This window comes from Caballeronia temeraria (genome assembly GCF_001544795.2).
Classification (GTDB): domain Bacteria; phylum Pseudomonadota; class Gammaproteobacteria; order Burkholderiales; family Burkholderiaceae; genus Caballeronia; species Caballeronia temeraria.
This window is the reverse complement of sequence record NZ_FCOI02000019.1, coordinates 68,968-92,847: the sequence shown is the minus strand read 5'-3', so window position 1 is coordinate 92,847 and position 23,880 is coordinate 68,968. Positions and strand designations below refer to the sequence as shown.

The following is a 23,880-nucleotide window of genomic DNA, read 5'->3' as shown; positions in this document are numbered from 1 at the left end:
TCAGGCGATGCCGTTGTCTTGCCGGAAGCGTCCCGGCGCCACGCCATACAACTCCTTGAACCGCTTGCTGAACGCCGCTTCGGACTGATACCCCACGTCCGCCGCGACATCCGCGATGCTCTTCTTCGTCCGCGTGAGCATCGTGCTCGCGAGCTGCATCCGCACATGACCCAGCAGCGCCAGCGGCGAAGTGTCCGAATGCGCCGAAAACGCGCGCATGAACGTGGCGCGCGACATCGCCGCTTCCTTCGCCAGCATCTCCAGCGTCCAGGGTTCGGCGGGCCGCTCCAGCATCGCGATGATCGACGCCCCCAGCCGCCGGTTCGCCAGCAAGCCGAGCACGCCCGCCAATGACGGCTGCCCGTCGAGCCACGCGCGCAGGACCATCGTGAAGAGTGCGGTCGACAGCGCCGTGACGATGGACGGCGCGCCGAGTTGCGCATCTTCCGCCTCGCGCCGCATCGTCTGGACGAGCGGCGCGAGATAGGGCGCCGACACGTTCGAGAACGACACGTGCACGACATCCGGCAGCACGTCGATCAGCAGCGCGCGTGGCGCATAGAGAAAGCGGCCGCACAGCAGATCCACGGCTGGCCGCTGTCCGCCGCAATTGCTTTCCACCGTGACCGCGCCGTTGTGACGAGCTTCGATCTCCGCTTTCGCCGCGCCCGCTTCGCGCGGCTCGACGCTCAGCACGTGCGCATCGCCGCGCGGGAGAAAGAAGATGTCGCCCGCCCTCAGTTCGAGCGGCGCGTGGCCCTTCCGCAGCACGGTGCACGCGCCATCGAGCACCACGTGATACACCGCTTCGCCGGCGGGCGCGGACGCGTGATCGAGTTCCAGCGGGCCGCTCAGCAGGCAGCGCAGATCGAGCGCGCCGGAAAGGCTCGAAAGCTGAATCAGTTTGTCGAGAGCATCCATGTGGGCGGGCGCGGGAAGAGGGTGTCGCTCGGATAGTACCGAAGTCCCGCCGCGCATGCGCTATTTCGCGACTTCGCCCAGCTCCGTGGTTTCTTCGCCCGGCGCCGCCACGACGGTCTTCTTGCGCGTGAGCGAGTCGGAGACGCTCGACATCAGCGAGCGCAGCCACGCGACATCCGTCCGTTGATCGGGCTGCGGCACCGAAAGCTGATAGCACTTGATGCGTGGAAACGGGACCGGCGAGTCGAGCACGGCGAGCGGCAGCATCGCCGCATAGTGCTGCGCGAAGCGGCGCGGCGCCGTGAAGATGAGGTCCGATTGCAGCAGCACCTGCGGCACGAGACCGAAGTACGGAATCGTCGTGACGATGCGCCGCTCGATGCCCGCGCGCGCCAGCCCGATGTCGATCGGATGACGCCGCCCGCCGCTGTACGGCGTCGGCGCGAGATGCGCGGCGAGCGCGTAACGTTCCGCCGTCAGCGGTTCGCGCGCGAGCGGATGATTCGCGCGCATCAGGCAGACGAATACGTCGGAGAAGAGATCCTGGCGCTCGAAGCGCGGCTCGGGCTTCGTCCAGTTGGCGACCATCAGATCGATCTCGCCTTCGTCGAGCATGCGTTCGTGGTCGCGCATCGGGTTGAGCGATTCGATTTCCAGCCGCGCGTTGGGCGCCGCGTCGCGGAAAGCGGCGACGAGCGTCGGCATGAAGAAATCGTTCAGATAATCCGGCGCGGCCACGCGAAACGTCCGGCGCGAGCTTTCAGGATCGAAATCGCCGTGCGGCGTCGCGACGAATTCGACTTCGCGCAACGCACGCTGCGCGGGCGCGAGCAGCGACTCGCCGTATTCGGTCGGCACCATGCCCTGTTTGCCGCGCACGAGAATGGGGTCGTTCAGGATTTCGCGCAGGCGGCGCAGCGCGGTGCTGATCGCCGGCTGCGTCTGGTTCAGCCGCTGCGCGGTCTGGGTCACGCTGCGCTCCAGCAGCAGGGTGCGCAGCACGCGAATGAGCCAGATATCGAGGGAGTCGGCGGGATCGTTCATGGCAAAGCGGTTGATTTCAGGACGCGCGGGTGCGAATTCGCGAACCCTGATCCGAAGTAAAACGCTTATCGATTTTTGACGCCATAGCAGGCGCGCTATGCACGGCATAGGCGCGACCCGCCAACCGCCGCTCCGTCAGCTGAAATCGGCGTCGCGGGGCGCAATCGGCAGCGAGCTGATGCGCTTCACCTCCGCGCCGTCGAGCCAGTTGGGCGAGCGCGCGACGTACAGCACCATCGGCAACGTGTCTTCGCCCCAGAAAATCTGATCGTTGACGAGGAAAGTCGGCACGCCGAACACGCCCATCGACACGGCGCGGTCGTTGTTGTCGCGCAGCTTCGCCTTGATGTCCTCATCCTCGATGCGCGTCACGCCCTCCGGCATGCCGATGCGCTCGCACAACGCGGCGAAGCCGTCCGGCGTCGCGGGATCGCGTCCTTCGCGCCAGATGTAGCGGAAGATTTCGCGCACGCGGGCGATCTCGCCATTCGCCAGCACGGCGAGACGCAGCGCCTTGCTCGGATCGAACGGATGCGCCGGCGGCATCTTGAAGGGAATGCCGAGCTGCTCCGCCCGGAACAGCGCGTGCCGGTACGTGAAGACGCGCTTGGACGGGATCGTCGCGGCATGCGGCTGGCCCCAGCGTTCGAGCAGCTTCATCAACTGCACGGGCACCAGCTCGAACGGCATGTCCGGCCACTTCTCGTGCTGTTCCAGCAGCAAGTACGAAAACGGCGAAATGAAATCGAAGAAAAAGTACGGATGACCAGCGCGGGTCGAATGCGGGGCACTCATGTTCCCTTCTCCCTGAGATTTTTGTGGCTTCGCTCGCGCACGGACGCGCGTCAAGCCTCATCTGTTCGTTTATTGTCGTGTCCTGCATCGCGGATGCGGCGCGTGGCGTCGCATCCTTTTTTACCGTTCATCCAATAGATATTACGTGCTGCCTTGTTCCGTGTCTGCCCGCGAAGCGACACCGGCCACATCCGCATGCGCCACGCCGCTCGAATGGGTGTCGACGGCCGGCGCGACGGGCACGTGAGCGAGACGCTGCCGCACGAAACCGATGTGCTCGCGCAGCACGTAGAACTGATCCGCGAACGCGAGCGGCATCTTCATGCGATTCACCGCCGATTCGATCGCATCGATGCGTTCGAGCAGGGCGTCGCGCTGCGCGGTGTCGGGGCCGCTGATCGCTTCCCGTTCGATCGCAATCAGCGCGCCATACCAGCGATAGATCCGCGATTTCACGCGCCAGCGATACAGCCCCGGCACGAGCCGCAAGCCCGGAATCAGCACCACGATCAGCGGCACCAGCACGACGAGCACCCGATCCGCGAGACTCGCGACCCAGAAGGGCAGCGAGCGGTACAGAAAGCTCTTGCCCGATTTGTAATAGCGTTCGGCGTTGTCGCTGATGCGGAATTCATGCACGAGCGGCGCGGGGAATTCGTTCGACCGTTGCAGCAGATTCGCGCGTCCGTGCACCTCGCGCGCGGCTTCGATCAGCAGGTCGGAGAGCGCCGGATGCAGGCTGTCGCGCGCGACCAGCTCGGCCGTCGGCGCGATCATGCGGACCGGGCGCGGCGGCAGATTGCGGGCGAAATCGAAGGCGCCCATCGGCAATTCGATTTCCGTGAGGTACGGAAAGCGGCGCGCGTAGGCATCGGCCTGAGCGAAATCCATGAAGCGGATGCCGGGCGTGCGCAGGAGCTTGGCCATTGTCGGCGGCTGGGCGGAGTCGCCGGTGAGAAAGACGGCGTCGATCCTGCCGTCTTCGAGCGCTTTCGCGGCTTCGTCGCCGGCGAGCGGCAGCAGCTCCGTATCGCCGCCCGGCTCGATGCCGTTCGCCTTCAGCAGATTCAGCGCGAGTACGCGCGTGCCGCTGCCTTCCGCGCCGATCGCGAGCCGCTTGCCCTTCAACTCGGACAGTCGCGTCACGACGGTCGCGCCGCGATAGAACAGCGCGAGCGGCACGTACGACACGCTGCCGAGCGATTCCAGATTGTCGTGCGTCGCGCCGGGCTTGGTCAGGCCGCCCTGTACGAAACCCACGTCGACGTTCGATTTCGGGTCTTCGAGACGCGTCAGATTGTCGAGCGAGCCTTGCGTCTCCAGCACGTTCAGCGTCACGCGGTTGCGCGCGAGGATCGCCTTGTATTTCTGCGCGCTCGTCCAGAACGAGCTGCCTTTCGGACCGGCGGCGATGGTCAGCGTGCTCGGCGGCGCGGGCTGGATCAGGCGCACGGCGATATAGAGGGCGATCGCGCAGACGAGCAGGATCGGGCCGAAGGTGAGCGCGAGATCGCGCCAGGAAATCGCGACGAAGCGCGCGACGATTCTCGGCTGCGGCTTGCGCCTGGTCGGGTTGTCCGGATCGTGGCCCGGATTGCTTCCTGAAGGGTCGGTCATCTCGTCGGTGGTCGTGAAACTTCGGGCGTGCGAGCTTACCCGATCGCGATGCGCGGACGTCGCCACGACAGGTTCGGCGAGGCGCGCGAGCGGCGCGTCCGGGCGGCCGGCATGGCGTCGATGGTACATGAGATCGAACGCCGTCCGGATGGCGGCAAGCCTTGCGCGCCATGTGACAGGCGTGTGTAGAAAGCACCGGCGCATCGCGGGTGCTGTTGCTTGCGCGCGGCTTCGTGCATGGCCGCGTCGTTAAATGCTTTGCGCTAATGGCCGCGCTGGGCTAAATTGACGTTCGCCGCCGCACGACAAGGCCCTCGCGCGCCGCAGCCCGAAATCTGGGTTCGCGGACCGCATCAAGCAGGCGCCCTGCGGCAGGTCAATATTCGAGCCGACGGGCCTCACCGCCCGACCAAACGGCCGCGTTTTGTTTCTTCTGCCAGTCTCTCGCAGCACCGTGAGCCGCATCCGCCGGCTTGCCGCCGCCATTCCCGCGCCGCTTTTCAGGCGCCGGGCGCGCGTGGCCACGGTCAGCCGCTCGATGTCGTCATCCAGCCGCTGGGATGCGGCCCGGTTTTGCAGTGCAAAACGAGCGAAGTAGCATCTGTGCGAAGTCAACAAGCGAAACAAAAGGAGAAATCATGAAAGCAGTCGATCTGTTGAAGGCCCTGGGCGTGGTGGTGTGCGTGGCTGTGGCTTCGAGCGCCTATGCTCAATCGAGCGATGCGGCTGCCACGAGCACGGACTCGGCGGCAGCGGCCAAGGCGCAGAAATCCGCGACCAAGAAGACCGACCGCAAGCTCGGCTATGACGTGCGTCGCGCGCTGTCGAAGGCGCAGGGCTTCGACGTCTCGAACGTGTTCGTGCGCGCGCGCAGCGGCGCGGTCACGCTGACCGGCACGGTGCCGGAAGGCGGCCAGATCGCCCAGGCCGAAGAAGTGGCCAAGGGCGTCCCGGGCGTCAAATCGGTCAGCAACAAGATCACGCTCGGCGTGCAAGGCGGCGGGCAATAACAGGCATTACAGGCAGTGGGCGGCATCTCGCGATGCCGCCGGCTTCGCTCGTCTCGCGGGCGTTTGAACGGGCTCCGGCGTCGCTGCCGGGGCCCGTTGTCGTTTGGCGCTCGCGTTGCCGAAAAGCTTGAATTTCGCCATCGAGCGGCGCTCGATAAGCGCGATACTGGCACTGTCTTTCGCGCGCGCGTCCGCGTGATTCGCGGCGTGCTGCGCAGAAAATCGCATCACTCAATCGGAACGGATGGCGGAGACTCACAATGAAAAGACTCGCGCGTTTCTCGAGGTTGCAGAAGAGGCCGCAGACGGTTGCGCTCGGCGCGCTGGCTCTGCTCGCGGCGGCGGCGCTCACCGCATGCCACGGCGGCGATGACGACAACGGCGGCGGCCAGCCGACCAACACCTTGCCGAGCTTCATCTCCGGCTCGGTCAATACTCAGACTTACGACGGCGTTTCGGACGATCTGCTGACAGCCGGTCTCGGCAAGACGGGCCTCGCATCGGCGACTGCGCCCACCATCGCGAAGCCCGCCGCGCCGACGGCCGCCGAATTGCGCCGCCTGGCGATCTATTCGAACTATCGCGCGCTCGTCGATATGTCGTCGAACGGCGGCTATGGCCGCTTCTGGGGACCGAATATCGACGTGAACGGCAACGACTCGCTCGGCGAAGGCAAGATCGCGGGCAAGGAATACATCGCCTACGCCGACGACGGCAGCGGCACGCAGAACGTCAGTCTGCTCGTGCAGATTCCGGCGAGCTTCAATCCGGATCAGCCGTGCATCGTCACGGCGACGTCGTCGGGATCGCGCGGCATCTACGGCGCGATTTCGGCGGCGGGCGAGTGGGGGCTCAAACGCGGCTGCGCGGTCGCCTATACGGACAAGGGCAGCGGCAACGGCGCGCACGAACTGTCGACGAACCTCGTCACGATGATCGACGGCACGCTCTCCAATGCCGACCTCGCCGGGACCAAGGCGATCTTCAAGGCCAACGTGAGCGCATCGGCGTTGTCGACCTTCAATTCGACGTTCCCGAATCGCTACGCCTACAAGCACGCGCATTCGCAGCAAAACCCGGAAAAGGACTGGGGCAAGAACACCCTGCAGGCGATCCAGTTCGCGTACTGGGCGCTCAACGACATGTTCGGCCCGGTCAGCGGATCGCCGCATCAGGTGCGCTACAACAAGGGGAACATCACGACGATCGCGGCATCGGTGAGCAACGGCGGCGGGGCATCGCTGGCGGCGGCCGAGCAGGACACCGATGGCTGGATCACGGCGGTCGTCGTCGGCGAGCCGCAGATCAACCTGAATCTGCCGTCGCAGGTTTCGGTGCGGCAGGGCGGCGTGACGGTCGGCTCGTTCGGCAGGCCGCTCGCGGACTACATGACGCTCGCCAACCTGTTGCAGCCCTGCGCGGCGCTCGCGCCCGCCGCGGCCGGCGCGCCGTATCTGACGACGCTGCTGCCCGCCACGACCAACGCGATCCGCACGGCGCGCTGCGCGACGCTCGCCGCGAACGGTCTCGTCTCGGGCGGCACCACGGTCGATCAGGCCACGGACGCGCTGAACCGGCTGCATCAGGCGGGTTACGAGACCGATTCCGACACGCTGCACGCGCCGATGTGGGACTCGCAGGCGGTACCGGCCGTCGCCGTCACGTACGCCGATGCGTATATGAAGGCGAGCGTGCTCGACAACCTCTGCAACTTCAGCTTCGGCACGACGAACGCGGCGACGGGCGCGGCCGGCGTGACGCCGCTGGTTTCGCCGATGCCGACGATCTTCGGCAACGGCAATGGCGTGCCGCCGACCAACGGCATCAATCTGGTCTACAACGCGGGAACGACGGGCGCGGCGGATCATCGGCTGGCGACGCCCGATGCGAGCTACGCGGGCGCCGCATGCCTGCGCGCGTTATGGGCGAACGGCAACCCGACGATGGTGGACAGCGTGAATGCGATCCGCGTGAATGCGAATCTGCGCGGCAAGCCGGCGATCATCGTGCAGGGCCGCGCCGATGCGCTCGTGCCGATCAATCATGCGTCGCGTCCGTATCTCGGCGCGAATCGCGTGGCTGAGGGCAGCAATAGCCAGCTTTCGCTGTACGAGATCACGAACGGTCAGCACTTCGACGCGTTCCTGAGCGTGGCGGGCTTCGACACGCGCTTCATTCCGGTCCACTACTACAACATTCAGGCGCTCAATCTGATGTGGAATCACCTGAAGAACAACGCGCCGCTGCCGCCGTCGCAGGTGGTGCGCACGGTCGCGCGCGGCGGCACGGCGGGATCGGCGCCGGCGCTCACGACGTCGAACCTGCCGCCGATCGCGACCGATCCCGGCGCGAACGCAATCACTGTGGCAGGCGGCATCGTCAGCGTACCGAACTGACGATGCACGCGGTTCAGTGCGTGACGGTGGCTGGTGGCGCTTCCGGCGCTGCCGCCGCCGACGCCGCCGGAACGTCCGATGCACCGGCCGCAACCGCATCGGACGCCCGAATCGCCGTGGCGGCGGCGGGCGTCTGCACGACGATCGGCGTCGGCGTCAACTCGGGCGAACTCACGATGATCGACGGCGCGAGCGGCTTGCTCTTCACTTCGTCGGCAGCGACGGGCGCGCTGCGCGGCACCGTGTTCAGGTAGTGCCCCATCAGGCCGAAGAACCGGTCGTAGAACTTGCCGGCGGGCACGGTCTCGCTCGAAATCTTGACCATCGCGTCGCTGTTCGAGCGGATCGGCAGGGACAGCGAGCCGAGCACGCTCAATCCGACGCTCGCCGATGTATCGCTCTTCTTGAGCGCATAGCCGTCCTGCACGGCGTTCACATACGCAATGCTCTGATTCGTCACGTTCTCGCCCGGCGTGCACACGACATGAAACGACACGACGACGTGCGTCTCCGCGCTCGGCTGGAAGTTCTTGGTCGCATCGACGGTGTCAGGCTGGCCCATCGTCGTGAGAAAACCTTGCGACAGCAGCGCGCGGCGCGCGGCCTCGCAGGTTTCGTTGACGGTGGCGTCGAAGTTGTGCGCGAAGGGGCTCGCGCCGGAGCTGAACAATTCCTGTTGATAGCTCGGCGTGACCGAGCTGCGGCCACCGCAGGCGGCGAGGGCGATCAGAGCGAAGGAAGCGAAAACGAGGCGCGGCGACGGCATGGGCATGAGGCGGCGGTTCCGGATGTGAGTCAACGGCAAGCACAAATTGTAGTGCCGCCGGACTGGCCAATGAAAAAAGCCACGTCAGGAAACATCGTCGAATCCGCGGTTGACGGCGTGATGAAAGACGGGAACGTTGCGCACGGGCAGATGTCTGTTCACTGCCCAGCGTCGAATCGGCATTGATTTTCTCAACCGAAAGCGCGTTGTCCATTGATTCCGCGTTGCCCGGAATCGTCCCTGTCTTGTCTTACGGGATTCCCCGCTCATCTCCCTCCTTGAAATTGTCAAACTCGGTCCATATAATTGGCACTCACTGCACGAGAGTGCTAACAAGTTTGCCGTCCGGCGAGATCGTTCTCAAAGGACGGGTTTTCCCGCGTTTTCAGTCTCAATCAAGAGAGGAGTGTGTATGAACCTTCGTCCTTTGCACGATCGCGTCATCGTCAAGCGTCTGGACCAGGAAACCAAGACCGCATCGGGCATCGTGATCCCTGAAGCAGCGGCTGAGAAGCCGGATCAAGGCGAAGTCCTGGCCATCGGCCCGGGCAAGCGCGATGACAAGGGCGCGCAAATCGCCCTCGACGTGAAGGTCGGCGACCGCGTTCTGTTCGGCAAGTACGCTGGCCAGACCGTCAAGGTCGACGGGCAGGAACTGCTCGTCATGCGCGAAGAAGACATCATGGCCGTTCTGGTCAAGTAAGCATCCTTCCTGCACTTCGGCTTCGCTCGCCCGAGCCGCTTTTCCAAGCGCCGCAGCGAAGCCGGAAAATCGAATCGAATCAAGGAGTTTGGATATGGCAGCTAAAGAAGTCACTTTTGGCGATTCCGCACGCGCCAAGATGGTCGAAGGCGTGAACATCCTGGCCAACGCGGTCAAGGTCACGCTGGGTCCGAAGGGCCGCAACGTCGTGCTCGAGCGCTCTTTCGGCGGCCCGACCGTCACCAAGGACGGTGTCTCGGTCGCGAAGGAAATCGAACTGAAGGACAAGCTCCAGAACATGGGCGCGCAAATGGTCAAGGAAGTCGCTTCCAAGACCAGCGACAACGCAGGTGACGGCACCACGACCGCTACCGTGCTCGCGCAATCCATCGTTCGCGAAGGCATGAAGTACGTCGCATCGGGCATGAACCCGATGGACCTGAAGCGCGGCATCGACAAGGCCGTTGCTGCAGCAATCGAAGAACTGCGCAAGATCAGCAAGCCCTGCACGACGAACAAGGAAATCGCGCAAGTCGGCTCGATCTCGGCGAACAGCGACACGTCGATCGGCGATCGTATCGCTGAAGCGATGGACAAGGTCGGCAAGGAAGGCGTCATCACCGTCGAAGACGGCAAGTCGCTGGAAGACGAGCTGGACGTCGTCGAAGGTATGCAATTCGACCGCGGCTACCTGTCGCCGTACTTCATCAACAATCCGGACAAGCAAGTCGCCGTGCTCGAAAACCCGTTCGTGCTGCTGCACGACAAGAAGGTTTCGAACATCCGTGACCTTCTCCCAGTTCTGGAACAAGTCGCGAAGGCTGGCCGTCCGCTGCTGATCATCGCTGAAGACGTCGAAGGCGAAGCGCTGGCTACGCTGGTCGTCAACAACATCCGCGGCATCCTGAAGACGGTTGCTGTCAAGGCTCCGGGCTTCGGCGACCGTCGCAAGGCCATGCTGGAAGACATCGCGATCCTGACCGGCGGTCAAGTGGTTGCGGAAGAAACCGGCCTGACGCTCGAGAAGGCAACGCTGGCTGAACTGGGCCAGGCGAAGCGCATCGAAGTGGGCAAGGAAAACACGACGATCATCGACGGCGCGGGCGAAGCCGTGAACATCGAAGCTCGCGTGAAGCAAGTGCGCAAGCAGATCGAAGAAGCGACGTCGGACTACGACCGTGAAAAGCTGCAGGAGCGCGTGGCCAAGCTGGCCGGCGGCGTGGCAGTGATCAAGGTCGGCGCTGCGACCGAAGTCGAAATGAAGGAAAAGAAGGCACGTGTCGAAGACGCACTGCACGCAACGCGCGCAGCTGTGGAAGAAGGCATCGTGGCAGGCGGCGGCGTTGCGCTGATCCGCGCACGCAAGGCAATCGACGGCCTGAAGGGCGTGAACGCAGATCAAGACGCTGGTATCAAGATCGTTCTGCGTGCAATGGAAGAGCCGCTGCGCCAGATCGTCACGAACGGCGGCGAAGAAGCTTCCGTCGTGGTGGCAGCTGTTGCTCAAGGTTCGGGCAACTACGGCTACAACGCGGCAACCGGCGAGTACGGTGACCTGGTGGAAGCCGGTGTCGTCGACCCGACGAAGGTGACGCGCACGGCGCTGCAAAACGCGGCATCGGTGGCAGGCCTGCTGCTGACGACCGACGCAGCCGTCGCTGAACTGCCGAAGGACGATGCTCCGATGCCTGGCGGCATGCCCGGCGGCATGGGCGGCATGGGCATGGACATGTAAGCTGGCGCGAGCCGGTTACATCGGCGCGGGCTTCGAAAGAGGCGCGCGTCATGCCAGAAAGAAAACCCGCAGCGATGCGGGTTTTTTTTCGTCCGCGCTTCGCCGGGCGCTACTTGTTCATCTCCTCGCGCAACTTCTGCGCGGCGGCCTTGTAGTCGTAAGTCGGATAGAACTCCGTCCGATACCCGCCCCACGCCGTGCTCTCGATCGCGCGGTTCACCTCGCGCAGGCGGTCGGCGGGCACACGCAACGTCACCACTTGACCGATGCCCATCATCACGTACCACGACACCACTTCGACGCCCGGCGGCGGAAACTGCTTGAAGTAGCCTTGCTCCTTCAACTGCTGATTGATTTGCGGCAGCGTCTTCGATTCGTCGTGCTTCAGAAAGATCGTCAGCAGGAACGTGCCGTCGCCCGCGGGCGTGGCGTTCTGAGCCTGACTCGGTGAAGCGAAACCAAGCAGCGAGGCGAGCAGCGTGGCGCCAAGCAAACGGGCAAGTCGTCCTGCCGGCTTATGCATCGGAAATCCTCCGTAGCGTCGAACGTTCAGACCTTGTGATGAATCCGCAGCCGCTCCATCAGATGCAGCGCGTTGGGCTGCGCGTGGCCTTCGGCGGTGTTGTCGAAGATGCACCAGACTTCAGGCGTCTTTTTCGCGCGGTTGTGCAGCGTGCGCGCCAGTTCGTCGAGATAGGTGTAGTCGTAGGAAGACTTGTATAGCTCGGGCGAGCCGTGCAGCCGCACATAGACGAGCGACGCGTCCGCGCGATGCTTGATCTCGCACTCGTCGGGAATCGGGTCGGCGTCGACGTACGCGATGTGATGCGCCTTCAGAAGCGCCGCCGCATGCGTCGAAAACCAGCTATGTTCGCGCGCCTCGCACGCGACCGGCACTGTCGTGCGTTCGCGCAGCGCCTTGAAGAATGCTTCGGCGACATCGTGATCGAACGGCAGGCTCGGCGGCAATTGCACGAGCCAGCAGCCGAGCTTGTCGCCGAGTTGGCCGGCGGCTTGCAGGAATTCGTCGAGCAGGGATTCGGTATCGACGAGACGCGCGTCGTGCGTAATCGCCTTCGGCAGCTTGACCGAGAAACGAAACGACTCGGGCACGCTTTGCGCCCAGTTCGCGTAGGTTTGCTCGCGATGCGGCTTGTAGAAGCTGGAGTTGATCTCGACGCAGGTCAGCACGTGCGAGTAGCGTTCGAGATGCGTGCCCTCATGCGGAAAGCTCGCGGAGACGGCGCTCGACAGACCCCAGCCCGCGCAGCCGATGCGGATTGCGCCTTGCGGGCCGGGCTTGTGCAGATGGGGCAGTCGGTATGGCATGCGCTCGCGTCGCCTCCCTCTTGTTGTGCGTCAGTGCCGGGCTTCTCCGGGCAGTCCGGTCGGATCATCGGGCAGCGATGAGGCTTCGCTGTCTTCATCGGCATCGTTCGAGCGCGCCCAGAAAAACCGATCCGGCAAATACGCGCCCATGCCGGGCCGGAACGCGGCGCGCGCGGCCTGGAACACATACTCCTGCGCCTCGCGCGCGGCCTCGGCAGGCTCCTGGCCGTTCGCGAGCAAAGCGGCGACAGCCGAGCCGAGCGTGTCGGTCAGGCCCATGATGCGCTGCACGCTGCGCTCCCACGTGTCCTGCCGCACGAGACCTTCCTCGCTGTATAGCGTGTTCACGTGACGATGCGTGCCCGTTTCCATCGCGAGCACGTACTCGCAACCCTGCGCCAGAATGTGGGAAATCGCGGAATCGAGCGTCGGCGATTCGGCGTCGCTGTCCGGCTGCGCGAGTTGCAGTAACGTAGCGTGATCGGCAATCAGCATGGTGGTCTGCGGCACGAGCAGATCGGCGAGCGATTCGCGCAGTTCGTCGGCGGACAGGACGTGTTCGTCGTCGAGCGTGAAATCGGGCGCGAGGATCAGGGGCACATCGTCGTAGTCGGAAACGACTTCGGCGATGGCGGACACGAGCTCCGCGCGCGTTGCCGCGCCGATCTTGAACGCGGCAATCGGCATGTCTTCCAGCAACATGCGCGCCTGGGTCGCGACGGTGTCCGGATCGAGGCCGGTCACTTCATCGCACGTTGCCGAGTCGCGCACCGCGTAGCCGGTCAGCACGGTCGCGCCGTGGCAGCCCATGCTGGCGAGCGTCAGCAGGTCGGCCTGCAGGCCCGAGCCGCCGGTGGGATCGGAGAGGCCGAAGGTGAGTACGATCGGTGGGGAATCGCCGGTCATGGCAAAAGCGGACATTATGGTATTGGATTGCTTGGATGGACGATCGGCTCTAAGCGAACTGGTCCGCGCCTCGGGCGCGTGAGCGAATGTCCGCTCGTTCATGTCTGATTATGCGGCCTAATGCTGCCCGGAAGGTTTCTTTGCGCACTTTTTTCCGGCGCGCTAGCCTTGGGCTCCGTGCGCCGGCGTGACGGCCGTTTCGACCGATGTCACGATGCGCGCAACCCGGACGGCCGCTTGCTAGGCATCGACACGGCAACACGGTACCATCATGTCCTAATTTCAACCGACCAATCGACTCGGCATAAGTATGGAATATAGAAGCTGGATGTGCCTGATCTGCGGCTGGATCTACGACGAAGAGGCGGGATTGCCTGAAGAGGGCATCGCGCCGGGCACGCGCTGGGAGGACGTTCCGATCAACTGGACCTGTCCCGAATGCGGAGCCCGCAAGGAAGATTTCGAGATGGTTCAGATCTGATCTTGCCGTTCTGCCGCGCCGCATGACTCGCGTCATGCGGCGCGCGTTTTTTGCGGGCCGCGTTCGGCGATGACGACGCGTTCCGCGCCTGAGCTGCCCTCGGCGGCTCATCAGATTTTTCGGATTTTGCAGCGCAAGACGAATTCGTTGCGGCGGTCCCGGCGTCGCGCGATGTCGGGTACAAAGGATGCAAATAGGCCTCGACGTGTTCGATCACCGCGCTGGCTGGTTAAGGCATACGCTTGAAGCGGGCGCAACGAAGCTCGTCTGCGCCTACCGATGACGCATTTCAACCGCGTGCGAAGGTGGCATTCGATCGCCGCGCGCGCGAACCGGCTTGTGAGCGCTTGTTATGACATCTCGTCCCGATCTGCCCGTTCTGTCCGAAGCCCTGCCCAATCCGCGCGGCGGATCGGTGCGACTCGCCGAAATGGGGCTGACCGACGCACTGCACGCCTTCCAGCGGCAGGGCGAAACCGGGGCCGCGCTGAAGCGCGCCATCGCCGCGCTGCATTCGGCGGGCTGGCTGCCCGCGCAGCGTTTCGCCGAAGCCCTGGCGCTCGTCGCGCCGCTTGGCGAGGAATCGGAGGGCAGCCACGCGCGCATCGCGGACACCATCGCGGTATTTCGCGCGGCCGTCGAACGGCACAATTTGCGCGAACTCTCGTGCTCCACGGCGCTTTTCGATCACTATCGCGGGCTGCATATGCTGCTCGCGTCGCACACGCGCGTCGCGCCGGTGTCCTACGACGACCTCGCGCTCGTAGGCCGCGCGATCGCGCCCGCGACGCTGCGTGGCGTCGCACCCGATCGGCTCGCGCGTACGCGGGCACGTTACGAAGAAACGCTGCTGAAACTGCTGCGCGGTCCGGTCGAAGAATCCGCCGATGCCTTCGCGCGCCTCGATGCCTGTCTCGACGAGCTGCGCGGCCCCGATCCGTACGATTTCTGGCGGCTTGCGTCGTCGACGGTTCGTGCGCTGCGGGAGCGCGCGCAGCGCAACGGCGGCGAGTTCGATCAGATCGCCGATGTGAAGCGCCTCTATGCGCGCTTCAACCTCGTGCTGGCGGATCAGGCGCATGCGTTGACGTACGCGCCGCGCTCGCTCGTGCGCGCGACGCTCGCGCTCCTGTGGCGCGATTTCGCCCTTTATGGCGCGATGCCGGAAGACACCAGTCACGTCGATGTGCTGCGCGACTACGGCCTGACGGTTGCGTGGCACGTCGCGGGGTCGCCTGAATCGGAAGCGGCGTGGGAGGCGAGCGCCGCGCAGGCCAGCGAGGAAGCATCGCGCGATGCCGCGACGCGCGACCTCGGCGTACTGCGCGTGAACGCGGCCGCTTACGAGGACTTTCTGCAGAGCGCGGAAACGGCGATCGACGCGCTCGTCGAACGCGGCACGCAGGCGAACGAAACCGGCATGGTCGACGAAGCCGCGGCGCTTTCGGCGGCGGACGCGTCGCATCGGCTGGGCGCGGCGGCGTGCGCGCTGGGCCTCGGGCATGTCGCGCTGCTCGCGGATACGCTCGGTCTCGCGTGGCGGCGCGTCGCGCATCACGGTGAGTCACAGGCTGACGGCGCCGAAGGCGCCACGCGCGGGCTGGATGCCACCGTGCCCGAGCGCGCCGCGCAAATGCTGCGCTCGATGTTGCATCAAGCAGCGGCCGGCATTGCGCCTTCCGAGGGCCGCGGCTCGATCGTCGCGCTGACCGCGATGATCGAGAAGCCTGCGCCGTTCGCGCGTTAATCGTCGGAGTCGTCGGAGTTGTCCTTGTCATCCGGCGGGCGCTTTTTCGCGCCTGCACCGCGCACGACGTCATAACGCACGAGCGTGCGTTTTCTCGCGGCTTCGTGATCGACGACCGGTTGCGGATAGTCGACGCCGAGCGAAACTTTTGCGGCCTTCAGCGCATCCGGTTTCGCGAGCCACGGCGCGTGGATATCGCGATCGGACAGACCGGCGATTTCCGGCACGTAATGGCGGATGAACTTGCCGGCTGAATCGAATTTCTGCGACTGCGTGACCGGATTGAAAATGCGGAAGTACGGTTGCGCGTCGCAACCGCTCGACGACGCCCATTGCCAGCCGCCGTTGTTGTTCGAAAGCTCGAAGTCGTTGAGAAGCGCCTCGAAATACGCTTCGCCGCGCCGCCAGTCGATGCCCAGATCCTTCGTCAGAAAACTCGCGACGACCATCCGCAAGCGGTTGTGCATATACCCCGACGCATTGATCTGCCGCATCGCCGCATCGACGAGCGGGTAGCCAGTCTGACCCGCGCGCCACGCGGCGAAATTCGCGTCGGCGGCATCGCCCGTTTCCCAGCGGATGCGGTCGTATTCCGGCTTGAACGCCCGATGATCTCCCGTCACGCCGACGTGCGGAAAATGGTGCAGCACGGAGAAGTAGAACTCCCGCCAGATCAACTCGCCGAGCCACGTTTCGGCGCCCTTGTCGCCGTGACGCTGCGCATCGTGCGCGCCGCGAGCGAGCGCGCGTATCGACACCGTGCCGTGCCGCAGATGCACGCCGAGATAGCTCGGGCCCTTCAGCGCGGGGAAATCGCGCGTGCGGCCGTAGTCGGTCATGCGGTCGCGGAAATCGTCGAAAAGCTCGAATGCGCCGCTCGTGCCGGCGGGAAACGCGGGCGCATGCGCGTCGGGAAATCCGAGCGCGGCAAGCGATGGAACCGCATGTTTCACGCCCGACGGCGGCTTCGCGAGCGCACTCAGATGATCTTCGGACGCGTAAGGCTTCAGCGCATCCGGCGTGAGCGTCGCGAGCCATTTGCGCTTGTACGGCGTGAAGACGGTGTAGGGCTTGCCCGCGCCCGTCATCACATCGTCATGATCGAAAACGGCCTGGTCCTTGAACGTGAAAAACGCGATGTCCTGACTCGCGAGTGTCTGCCCGACGGCGTCGTCGCGCGCCTTCGCGTCCGGCTCGTAATCGCGATTGGTGAACACCGCGTTCGCACCGCATTCGCGGGCCAGCGACGCAATGTCGTGAACCGGATGCCCGTGCCGCACGATCAGCGCGCCGCCCGCCTCGCGCAAGGTCCGATCCAGCTCGACGACGCTTGCATGAATGAACGGCACGCGCCGGTCCTTTTTGGCGAGCGGCGCGAGAATATCGCGATCGAAAACGAAGGCGCACAGCACGCGGCGGCACCTTGTAAGCGCGTGATAGAGTGCAGCATTGTCTGCCGCGCGCAGATCCCGCCGAAACCAGACCAGACCCACATCAAAGTCGGCCATCTCGCAGCGCCTTTGTTAAAATTCTGAATTATGTCCAAGACTTCCGATCGCATCAATTTGACGAATCAGTTCCTGATCGCCATGCCCAACATGGCAGATCCGACGTTTTCAGGAACGGTGGTCTACCTTTGCGATCACACTGAGAAGGGCGCGCTCGGTCTCGTCATCAACAGACCGACCGATATCGACCTTCAATCGCTCTTCAATCGCATCGATCTCAAGCTCGAGATCGAGCCGCTCGTTCATTTGCCTGTCTACTTCGGCGGCCCTGTGCAGACCGAGCGCGGCTTCGTGCTGCACGAAGCGGGCGAGGGCGAGCCCTATAGCTCGTCGATGAGCGTGCCCGGCGGCCTCGCCATGACCACGTCGAAGGACGTGCTCGAAGCGGTCGCGAGCGGGAAAGGCCCCGAACGCTTCCTGCTCACGCTCGGTCACGCAGGCTGGGGCGCGGGCCAGCTCGAAGAGGAAATCTCGAAGAACGGCTGGCTCACCGTCGAAGCCGATCCGCGCATCATCTTCGACGTGCCCGCCGAAGACCGCCTCGAAGCGGCGCTTTCGCTGCTCGGCGTGTCGCGCTCGATGTTGTCCGGCGAAGCAGGGCACGCATGAGCCGCGAAGCCACGCTGCTGGCATTCGATTACGGCGAGAAACGCATTGGTGTCGCCGTCGGCAATACGCTGACCCGCAATGCGCGTGCCCTCGTCACGCTGGAAAACCGCAATCGCGACTATCGCTTCGTCGAAGTGGGCAAGCTGCTCGACGAGTGGAAGCCCGACGCCATCGTCGTCGGCATGCCGATGCATCCCGACGGCACGCCGCACGAGATGAGCGCGCTCGCGAAGCGCTTCGGCAATCAGGTGAACGGCCGTTTCAACGTGCCGGTGCAATGGGTGGACGAGCGCTACTCGTCCGTCGACGCCAAAGCCGATCTGCGCGAGCGCGGCGCGCGCACCAACGCGCGCGGCCGCTACGATGAAATCGACGCCGAAGCCGCGCGCGTCATCCTTCAACAATATCTCGACGGACTTGCCGACGATCATGAGTTCCATTGACGCCGAGGCGCTGTATCGCGCGCTCGTCGACCAGATTCGCGCAGCGTACGGACAATCGCTTGCCGCGCCTGATGGCGCCGTGCTCGCGGGCATCTACAGCGGCGGCGTGTGGCTCGCCGAGCGGCTCGCGAAGGACTTGAACGCGCCGCTCTTCGGCGTGGTGAACGTGGCGCTGCATCGCGACGACTACGCGAAAAAAGGCCTGCACAGCCAGGCGAGCCCGACCTCGCTGCCTTTCGATGTCAACGGCCGCCGCATCGTCCTGATCGACGATGTGCTGTCGACGGGCCGCACCGTGCGCGCGGCGATCAACGAGCTGTACGACTATGGCCGCCCGGCGTCGATCGATCTCGCGGTGCTCGCCGATCGCGGCGGGCGCGAAATGCCGATCGGCGCGCGTTTCACCGGCGCGACGGTGGACCTGCCCGCGAATCAGAACCTCGTGCTCGCGCGTCGCGAAGACGGCGCGTTCGATTTCAAGACGGAAGCGCGCGCGGGCTGACGCATTCGTATCGGCATCTTTCAGAGAAACATCCGGGATCAACATGAATACCGCCACCGAAGGCGCCGCCGCGCCCGACACCTTTCGCTACGGCTTTCTCAAGGGCAATCCGCAGCTCACGAAGAACGGCGAGCTGAAGCACCTGTTGAGCATCGAAGGATTGCCGCGTTCCATCGTCACGCACATTCTCGATACCGCCGAGCAGTTCGTGAGCGTGACCGATCGCGAAGTGAAGAAGGTGCCGCTTCTGCGCGGCAAGTCGGTGTTCAATCTCTTCTTCGAGAACTCGACGCGCACACGCACCACGTTCGAAATCGCGGCGAAGCGTCTTTCGGCCGACGTGCTGAATCTGAACATCAACGCGTCGTCGACGAGCAAGGGCGAATCGCTGCTCGACACGATCAACAATCTCTCCGCGATGCACGCCGACATGTTCGTCGTGCGTCATGCGTCGAGCGGCGCGCCGTATCTGATCGCCGAGCATTGCGCGCCGCACGTGCACGTGATCAATGCGGGCGATGGCCGTCATGCGCATCCGACGCAAGGCCTGCTCGACATGTACACGATCCGCCATTACAAGCGCGACTTCACGAAGCTGCGCGTGGCGATCGTCGGCGACATTCTGCATTCGCGCGTCGCGCGCTCGGACATTCACGCGCTGACCACGCTCGGCGTGCCCGAAGTGCGCGCGATTGGTCCTCGCACGCTCCTGCCGGGCAATCTCGAACAGATGGGCGTGCACGTCTATCACAATCTCGACGAAGGCCTGAAGGGCGTCGACGTCATCATCATGCTGCGCCTGCAGAACGAGCGCATGAGCGGCGCGCTGCTGCCTTCGGCGCAGGAGTATTTCAAGAGCTGGGGCCTGACGCCCGAGCGTCTCGCGCTCGCCGCGCCCGATGCGATCGTCATGCATCCGGGCCCGATGAATCGCGGCGTGGAAATCGACTCGCAAGTGGCCGACGGCCCGCAATCGGTGATCCTGAATCAGGTGACCTTCGGCATCGCCGTGCGCATGGCGGTGATGGGCATCGTGGCCGGCAACACGGACTGACACAGACGACATGAAGATCCAGATTCAGAACGGCACGATCATCGACCCGGCGGCGGGCACGGAAGAACGCAAGGACGTGTTCATTGCGGCGGGGCGGATCGTCGGCATCGGCGAGGCGCCGGCCGATTTCAACGCAGCCAAGGTCATCGACGCATCCGGGCTTTATATCGCGCCGGGTTTCGTCGATTTGTCGGCGCGGCTGCGCGAACCGGGCTTCGAGCACAAGGCGACGCTCGAATCCGAAATGGCCGCCGCGATGGCAGGCGGCGTGACGAGCCTCGTGTGTCCGCCCGACACCGATCCGACGCTCGACGAACCGGGTCTCGTCGAAATGCTCAAGTTTCGCGCGCAGAAGCTGCATCTCGCGCATGTGTATCCGCTCGGCGCGCTGACGGTCGGGCTGAAGGGCGAGACCATCACGGAGATGGTCGAGCTGACCGAAGCGGGTTGCGTCGGTTTTTCGCAGGCGGATAACCCGATCGTCGATACGCGCACGCTGCAGCGCGCGCTGCAATACGCGACCACCTACGGCTACACCGCGTGGCTGCGTCCGCAGGATGCGTACATGTCGAAGGGCGGCGTGGCGGCGAGCGGCGCGCTGGCGTCGCGGCTCGGGCTGTCGGGCGTGCCGGTGGCGGCGGAAACCATCGCGCTGCATACTATCTTCGAACTGATGCGCGTGACGGGCGCGCGCGTGCATCTGTCGCATCTGTCGTCGGCGGCGGGCGTCGCGCTCGTGCGCGCGGCGAAGGCGGAAGGGCTTGCCGTGTCGTGCGACGTGACGATCAATCACGTGCATCTGACGGATATCGACATCGGCTATTTCGATTCGCAATTCCGTCTCGATCCGCCGCTGCGCTCGCAGCGTGACCGCGATGCGATCCGCGCCGGTCTCGCCGATGGCACCATCGACGCGATCTGCTCCGATCACACGCCGCTCGACGACGACGAGAAGCTCTTGCCCTTCGCCGAAGCGACGCCCGGCGCGACCGGTCTCGAACTGCTGCTGTCGCTGACGGTGAAATGGGCGCGTGAGGCGAATGTGCCGCTCGCGCAGGCGCTCTCGCGCATCACGTCCGCACCCGCCGATGTGCTCAGGCTGCCCGCCGGCCGCATCGCGACGGGCGCGATCGCCGATCTGTGCGTGTTCGACGCGGCGAGCGACTGGCGTGTCGATCCGCTGAAGCTGAAAAGCCAGGGCCGCAATACGCCGTTCCGCGGCTACGAGTTGCCGGCGCGCGTGCGTGCGACGGTCGTTGGCGGTCACGTCGCCTACGAGAGCCGCTGATCATGCTCGTGCTGCGCAAGCTGCGGCTCCTCGTCCATCTGTTGTACGGCATGTGGGTCGTCGCGACGCGCTTTCCGCGCGCGTCGGCGGCCGAGCGCGCCGAGCTGAACCGCGCGTGGTCGATCGAGATGCTGCGGCTTGCGGGCATGAAGCTCGTCGTGCACAACGACGGCGCGCGGCTCCATAGCGGCGTGCTCGTCGTCGGCAATCACGTCTCGTGGATCGACATCTACGTCATCAACGCGTGGCGTCCGACGCCGTTCGTGTCGAAGGCCGAGATCCGCAAGTGGCCGGTGGTCGGCTGGCTTGCGCATCAGTTGGGCACGGTGTTCGTGCAGCGCGAGAAGCGCAGCGACGCGAAGCGCATCATGCACGAACTCGCGAACCGCCTGCTCGCCGGGGAAATGATGTGCGTATTTCCCGAAGGCACGACCACTGACGGCCAATCGCTCCTGCCGTTTCACGCGAACATGTTTCAGGCGGCGGTGTCGTCGTCGTGCCCGGTGCAGCCCATCTGCCTGATGTACGAGGATGCGCGCGGCAGGCAATCGATCGCGCCGGCGTATATCGGCGATATGTCGCTCAACGATTCGCTCAGTGCGCTGTTGCGCGCGACGCCGCTCACCGCGCATCTGTACGTGTGCGATCCGCTCGCGCCGGGCGCGGACCGTCGGCTGCTCGCGAGCGAGGCCCAGGCGTGCGTCGATGCGGCCCTTCAGCGCATGCGCAGTGCGCCGGCGTTCGCGGGCGGCGCGCAGGTCGTCGAACCGGTCGTCACTTCTTCATCGCGCAACTCACCTGCGTGATCACGCGCTGCGCGGGATCGGCCGTCATACGCACCGCCGACAGCTTGTTGCCCCACACGCAGCCCGAATCGAGACACAGCACGTTGTCGCGGATCATGAGGCCGAGCGCGGCCCAGTGGCCGAAGACGATCGTCACGTCACGCGTGCGGCGGTCCGGCACGTCGAACCACGGTATGTAGCCGGGCGGCGCGGCATCGGGGCCGCCGTTGTTGGCGAATTCCATCGCGCCATCGGACGTGCAGAAACGGATGCGCGACAGCGCGTTGTAGATCACGCGCAGACGCTCCGCGCCTTTCAGTGAATCGTCCCAGCGATGCGGCTCGTTGCCGTAGAGCGACGCCAGTGTTTCCTTCCAGTTCGGGGCACGCAACGCGCATTCGAGTTCGTGGGCGAGCTCCATCGTCATCGTCGCGTCCCATTGCGGCAGCACGCCCGCGTGGACCATCAGCACGTCGTTCTCGAAGTGCGCGACGGGCTTGTGGCGCACCCATTCGATGAGATCGGCGGCGTCGGGCGCGGCGAGGATGTCATCGAGCGTGTCGCCTTTTTTTGGCTTGCGCAGCCCGGCGGCGACGGACAGCAGATTCAGATCGTGATTGCCGAGCACGACGGTCGCGCGCGAGCCGAGCGCGATGATCTCGCGCAGCGTCTCCAACGATTTCGGGCCCCGGTTGATGAGGTCGCCCGCGAACCAGAGCGGCGTGCCGGGCCCGGGCGCGGCTTTCCTGAGCAGACGCTGGAAGGGGTCGCAGCAGCCCTGGAGATCGCCGAAGACGAGCGGGGCGAGGGTGGCGTCGATGCTGGGGGGCAGGGCGTCGGTCATTGAAAGGCTTGTTCTCAGGCGTCGAAGAAGAAAATTTCGGATGAACGAATATTATGGAATAGCAACGGAATACTGTCCGTTCATGTCGCTCACGCCGTTCGGCGTTGGACTGCGTGCATCCATAAAACGTCAGCTGTATCAAGTTGTTATCCGTGTAGTTTTCGTACGGCCTGGCTTTATAATTGACGGTTGACTTGCCTTCGGCGGGGTCGAACGAAATCGGTCACGGATTCCGATTCGTCATGAAATTCCGCGGCGGGCGCAATTTTTTTACATATTCGAGCTTTCATTCGGCTTAATAAGTCAACTGAAGGCGATTTAGAGGGCCATGTATGATTCTCGTGACGGGCGGCGCTGGTTTCATCGGCGCCAATTTTGTTCTGGATTGGCTCGAGGGTTCGGACGAACCCGTGCTGAACGTCGACAAGCTCACGTACGCGGGCAATCTGGGCACACTGAAGTCGCTCAAGGACGACGCCCGCCACGTGTTCGCGCGTGCGGATATTTGCGATCGCGCAGCCATCGATGCGCTGCTCGACCAGCACAAGCCGCGCGCCATTCTGCATTTCGCGGCCGAGAGCCACGTCGACCGCTCGATCCACGGCCCGGCGGACTTTGTTCAGACGAACGTGGTCGGCACCTTCACGCTGCTCGAAGCCGCGCGGATGTACTGGGGCAAGCTGCCCGAAGACGAGAAGCAGGCGTTCCGCTTCCTGCACGTATCGACGGACGAAGTGTACGGATCGCTGTCCGCCACCGATCCGCAATTCTCCGAGACCACGCCCTACGCACCGAACAGCCCGTATTCGGCGACCAAGGCCGGCTCCGATCACCTCGTGCGCGCCTACCACCACACGTACGGCCTGCCGGTGCTGACGACCAATTGCTCGAACAATTACGGTCCGTACCAGTTCCCTGAGAAGCTGATTCCGCTGATGATCGCCAACGCGCTCGGCGGCAAGCCGCTGCCGGTTTATGGCGATGGCCAGAATGTGCGCGACTGGTTGTACGTCGGTGATCACTGTTCGGCGATCCGCGAAGTGCTCGCGCGCGGCGTGCCCGGCGAGACCTACAACGTCGGCGGCTGGAACGAGAAGAAGAACCTCGAGGTCGTGCACACGCTGTGCGATCTGCTCGACCGCGCGAAGCCGAAGTCGAGTGGTTCCTATCGCGATCAGATTACCTACGTAAAGGACCGGCCGGGCCACGACCGCCGCTATGCCATCGATGCGCGCAAACTCGAGCGCGAACTCGGCTGGAAACCGGCGGAGACGTTCGAGACGGGTCTCGCGAAGACGGTTCAGTGGTATCTGGACAATCAGGCGTGGGCCGACGAAGTGGCTTCCGGCGACTATCGGAAATGGGTCGAGACGAACTACGCGCAGCGCGCGTAAGGG

At 64.5% G+C, this 23,880-nt stretch carries 23 protein-coding genes; 13 read left to right on the top strand and 10 right to left on the bottom strand.

The genetic code is table 11. The annotated features are described in order from the left end of the window. From AWB76_RS24785 to AWB76_RS24770, 4 genes are all read right to left on the bottom strand, one after another. Positions 1–921, bottom strand: a complete 921-nt coding sequence (locus tag AWB76_RS24785; protein ID WP_061162777.1) for an AraC family transcriptional regulator — start codon at positions 919–921, stop codon at positions 1–3. Positions 922–981: 60 nt separating this feature from the next. Continuing rightward, the gene (locus tag AWB76_RS24780) at positions 982–1,965 is read right to left on the bottom strand and encodes a LysR family transcriptional regulator (RefSeq protein WP_061162776.1); all 984 of its coding nucleotides are present in this window, start codon (positions 1,963–1,965) and stop codon (positions 982–984) included. A gap of 135 nt (positions 1,966–2,100) precedes the next feature. Next, on the bottom strand, positions 2,101–2,760 hold the full coding sequence (locus AWB76_RS24775) for a 2-hydroxychromene-2-carboxylate isomerase (protein ID WP_061162775.1): 660 nt from the start codon (positions 2,758–2,760) through the stop codon (positions 2,101–2,103). Positions 2,761–2,901: 141 nt separating this feature from the next. Continuing rightward, entirely contained in the window at positions 2,902–4,377 is a 1,476-nt protein-coding gene (locus AWB76_RS24770) for a TAXI family TRAP transporter solute-binding subunit (RefSeq protein ID WP_061162841.1), read from the bottom strand. A 638-nt stretch (positions 4,378–5,015) separates the two neighbouring features. Between AWB76_RS24770 and AWB76_RS24765 the strand changes: the two genes are divergently transcribed. Beyond that, on the top strand, positions 5,016–5,387 hold the full coding sequence (locus AWB76_RS24765; RefSeq protein ID WP_061162774.1) for a BON domain-containing protein: 372 nt from the start codon (positions 5,016–5,018) through the stop codon (positions 5,385–5,387). Between the two features lie 260 nt (positions 5,388–5,647). Beyond that, entirely contained in the window at positions 5,648–7,783 is a 2,136-nt protein-coding gene (locus AWB76_RS24755) for a D-(-)-3-hydroxybutyrate oligomer hydrolase (RefSeq protein ID WP_061162772.1), read from the top strand. 13 nt (positions 7,784–7,796) lie between these two features. Here the strand turns inward: AWB76_RS24755 and AWB76_RS24750 are convergent, their stop codons facing one another. Beyond that, the gene (locus AWB76_RS24750; protein ID WP_061162771.1) at positions 7,797–8,555 is read right to left on the bottom strand and encodes a DUF2242 domain-containing protein; all 759 of its coding nucleotides are present in this window, start codon (positions 8,553–8,555) and stop codon (positions 7,797–7,799) included. A 406-nt stretch (positions 8,556–8,961) separates the two neighbouring features. Between AWB76_RS24750 and AWB76_RS24745 the strand changes: the two genes are divergently transcribed. Together AWB76_RS24745 and groL are read left to right on the top strand one after the other, a co-directional pair. After that, positions 8,962–9,252 (top strand): co-chaperone GroES, encoded by a 291-nt coding sequence (locus tag AWB76_RS24745; protein WP_006999126.1) that lies wholly within the window; start codon positions 8,962–8,964, stop codon positions 9,250–9,252. A gap of 94 nt (positions 9,253–9,346) precedes the next feature. Continuing rightward, positions 9,347–10,987 carry a chaperonin GroEL gene (gene groL / locus AWB76_RS24740; RefSeq protein WP_061162770.1) on the top strand — a complete coding sequence of 547 codons (1,641 nt, stop codon included), beginning with the start codon at positions 9,347–9,349 and terminating at the stop codon, positions 10,985–10,987. Between the two features lie 109 nt (positions 10,988–11,096). On the opposite strand, the gene AWB76_RS24735 is transcribed toward groL, so the two are convergent. From AWB76_RS24735 to thiD, 3 genes are read right to left on the bottom strand one after another with little or no spacing between them, the layout of a single operon-like run. Beyond that, positions 11,097–11,510 carry a hypothetical protein gene (locus AWB76_RS24735; protein ID WP_061162769.1) on the bottom strand — a complete coding sequence of 138 codons (414 nt, stop codon included), beginning with the start codon at positions 11,508–11,510 and terminating at the stop codon, positions 11,097–11,099. 26 nt (positions 11,511–11,536) lie between these two features. Beyond that, a complete protein-coding gene (locus AWB76_RS24730) occupies positions 11,537–12,316 on the bottom strand; it encodes a DUF72 domain-containing protein (protein WP_061162768.1) in 780 nt (259 codons plus the stop codon). 30 nt (positions 12,317–12,346) lie between these two features. Further along, positions 12,347–13,222, bottom strand: coding sequence for a bifunctional hydroxymethylpyrimidine kinase/phosphomethylpyrimidine kinase (gene thiD / locus AWB76_RS24725; RefSeq protein ID WP_061162767.1), 876 nt, complete (start codon positions 13,220–13,222; stop codon positions 12,347–12,349). Positions 13,223–13,532: 310 nt separating this feature from the next. Here thiD and AWB76_RS24720 point away from each other — a divergent pair, with 310 nt between their 5' ends. Both AWB76_RS24720 and AWB76_RS24715 read left to right on the top strand, forming a co-directional pair. After that, positions 13,533–13,703 carry a rubredoxin gene (locus AWB76_RS24720; protein WP_025527884.1) on the top strand — a complete coding sequence of 57 codons (171 nt, stop codon included), beginning with the start codon at positions 13,533–13,535 and terminating at the stop codon, positions 13,701–13,703. A 352-nt stretch (positions 13,704–14,055) separates the two neighbouring features. Next, on the top strand, positions 14,056–15,450 hold the full coding sequence (locus AWB76_RS24715; RefSeq protein WP_061162766.1) for a FimL-related protein: 1,395 nt from the start codon (positions 14,056–14,058) through the stop codon (positions 15,448–15,450). On the opposite strand, the gene AWB76_RS24710 is transcribed toward AWB76_RS24715, so the two are convergent. After that, positions 15,447–16,958 (bottom strand): cryptochrome/photolyase family protein, encoded by a 1,512-nt coding sequence (locus AWB76_RS24710; RefSeq protein ID WP_061162765.1) that lies wholly within the window; start codon positions 16,956–16,958, stop codon positions 15,447–15,449. The genes AWB76_RS24715 and AWB76_RS24710 overlap by 4 nt on opposite strands. A gap of 30 nt (positions 16,959–16,988) precedes the next feature. On the opposite strand from AWB76_RS24710, the gene AWB76_RS24705 reads away from it, so the two are divergent. Genes AWB76_RS24705 through AWB76_RS24680 form a run of 6 tightly spaced genes read left to right on the top strand, consistent with a single transcriptional unit; the run spans position 16,989 to position 21,660 of the window. Continuing rightward, on the top strand, positions 16,989–17,567 hold the full coding sequence (locus AWB76_RS24705; protein WP_008342667.1) for a YqgE/AlgH family protein: 579 nt from the start codon (positions 16,989–16,991) through the stop codon (positions 17,565–17,567). Then, entirely contained in the window at positions 17,564–18,010 is a 447-nt protein-coding gene (ruvX, locus tag AWB76_RS24700) for a Holliday junction resolvase RuvX (RefSeq protein WP_061162764.1), read from the top strand. Before AWB76_RS24705 ends, ruvX begins: the two co-directional genes overlap by 4 nt. Beyond that, complete coding sequence (pyrR, locus tag AWB76_RS24695; protein WP_061162763.1) at positions 17,997–18,512, top strand: bifunctional pyr operon transcriptional regulator/uracil phosphoribosyltransferase PyrR; 516 nt, start codon at positions 17,997–17,999, stop codon at positions 18,510–18,512. Before ruvX ends, pyrR begins: the two co-directional genes overlap by 14 nt. 43 nt (positions 18,513–18,555) lie before the next feature. Further along, positions 18,556–19,566 carry an aspartate carbamoyltransferase catalytic subunit gene (locus AWB76_RS24690; protein WP_061162762.1) on the top strand — a complete coding sequence of 337 codons (1,011 nt, stop codon included), beginning with the start codon at positions 18,556–18,558 and terminating at the stop codon, positions 19,564–19,566. 10 nt (positions 19,567–19,576) lie between these two features. After that, entirely contained in the window at positions 19,577–20,854 is a 1,278-nt protein-coding gene (locus tag AWB76_RS24685) for a dihydroorotase (RefSeq protein ID WP_061162761.1), read from the top strand. After that, positions 20,854–21,660, top strand: coding sequence for a lysophospholipid acyltransferase family protein (locus AWB76_RS24680; protein WP_061162840.1), 807 nt, complete (start codon positions 20,854–20,856; stop codon positions 21,658–21,660). The genes AWB76_RS24685 and AWB76_RS24680 overlap by 1 nt, the downstream gene beginning before the upstream one ends. Here the strand turns inward: AWB76_RS24680 and AWB76_RS24675 are convergent. Beyond that, positions 21,629–22,483, bottom strand: coding sequence for a symmetrical bis(5'-nucleosyl)-tetraphosphatase (locus tag AWB76_RS24675; protein WP_061162760.1), 855 nt, complete (start codon positions 22,481–22,483; stop codon positions 21,629–21,631). The genes AWB76_RS24680 and AWB76_RS24675 overlap by 32 nt on opposite strands. A 332-nt stretch (positions 22,484–22,815) precedes the next feature. Here AWB76_RS24675 and rfbB point away from each other — a divergent pair, with 332 nt between their 5' ends. Next, complete coding sequence (rfbB, locus tag AWB76_RS24670) at positions 22,816–23,877, top strand: dTDP-glucose 4,6-dehydratase (RefSeq protein ID WP_061162759.1); 1,062 nt, start codon at positions 22,816–22,818, stop codon at positions 23,875–23,877. Positions 23,878–23,880: the final 3 nt, after the last annotated feature.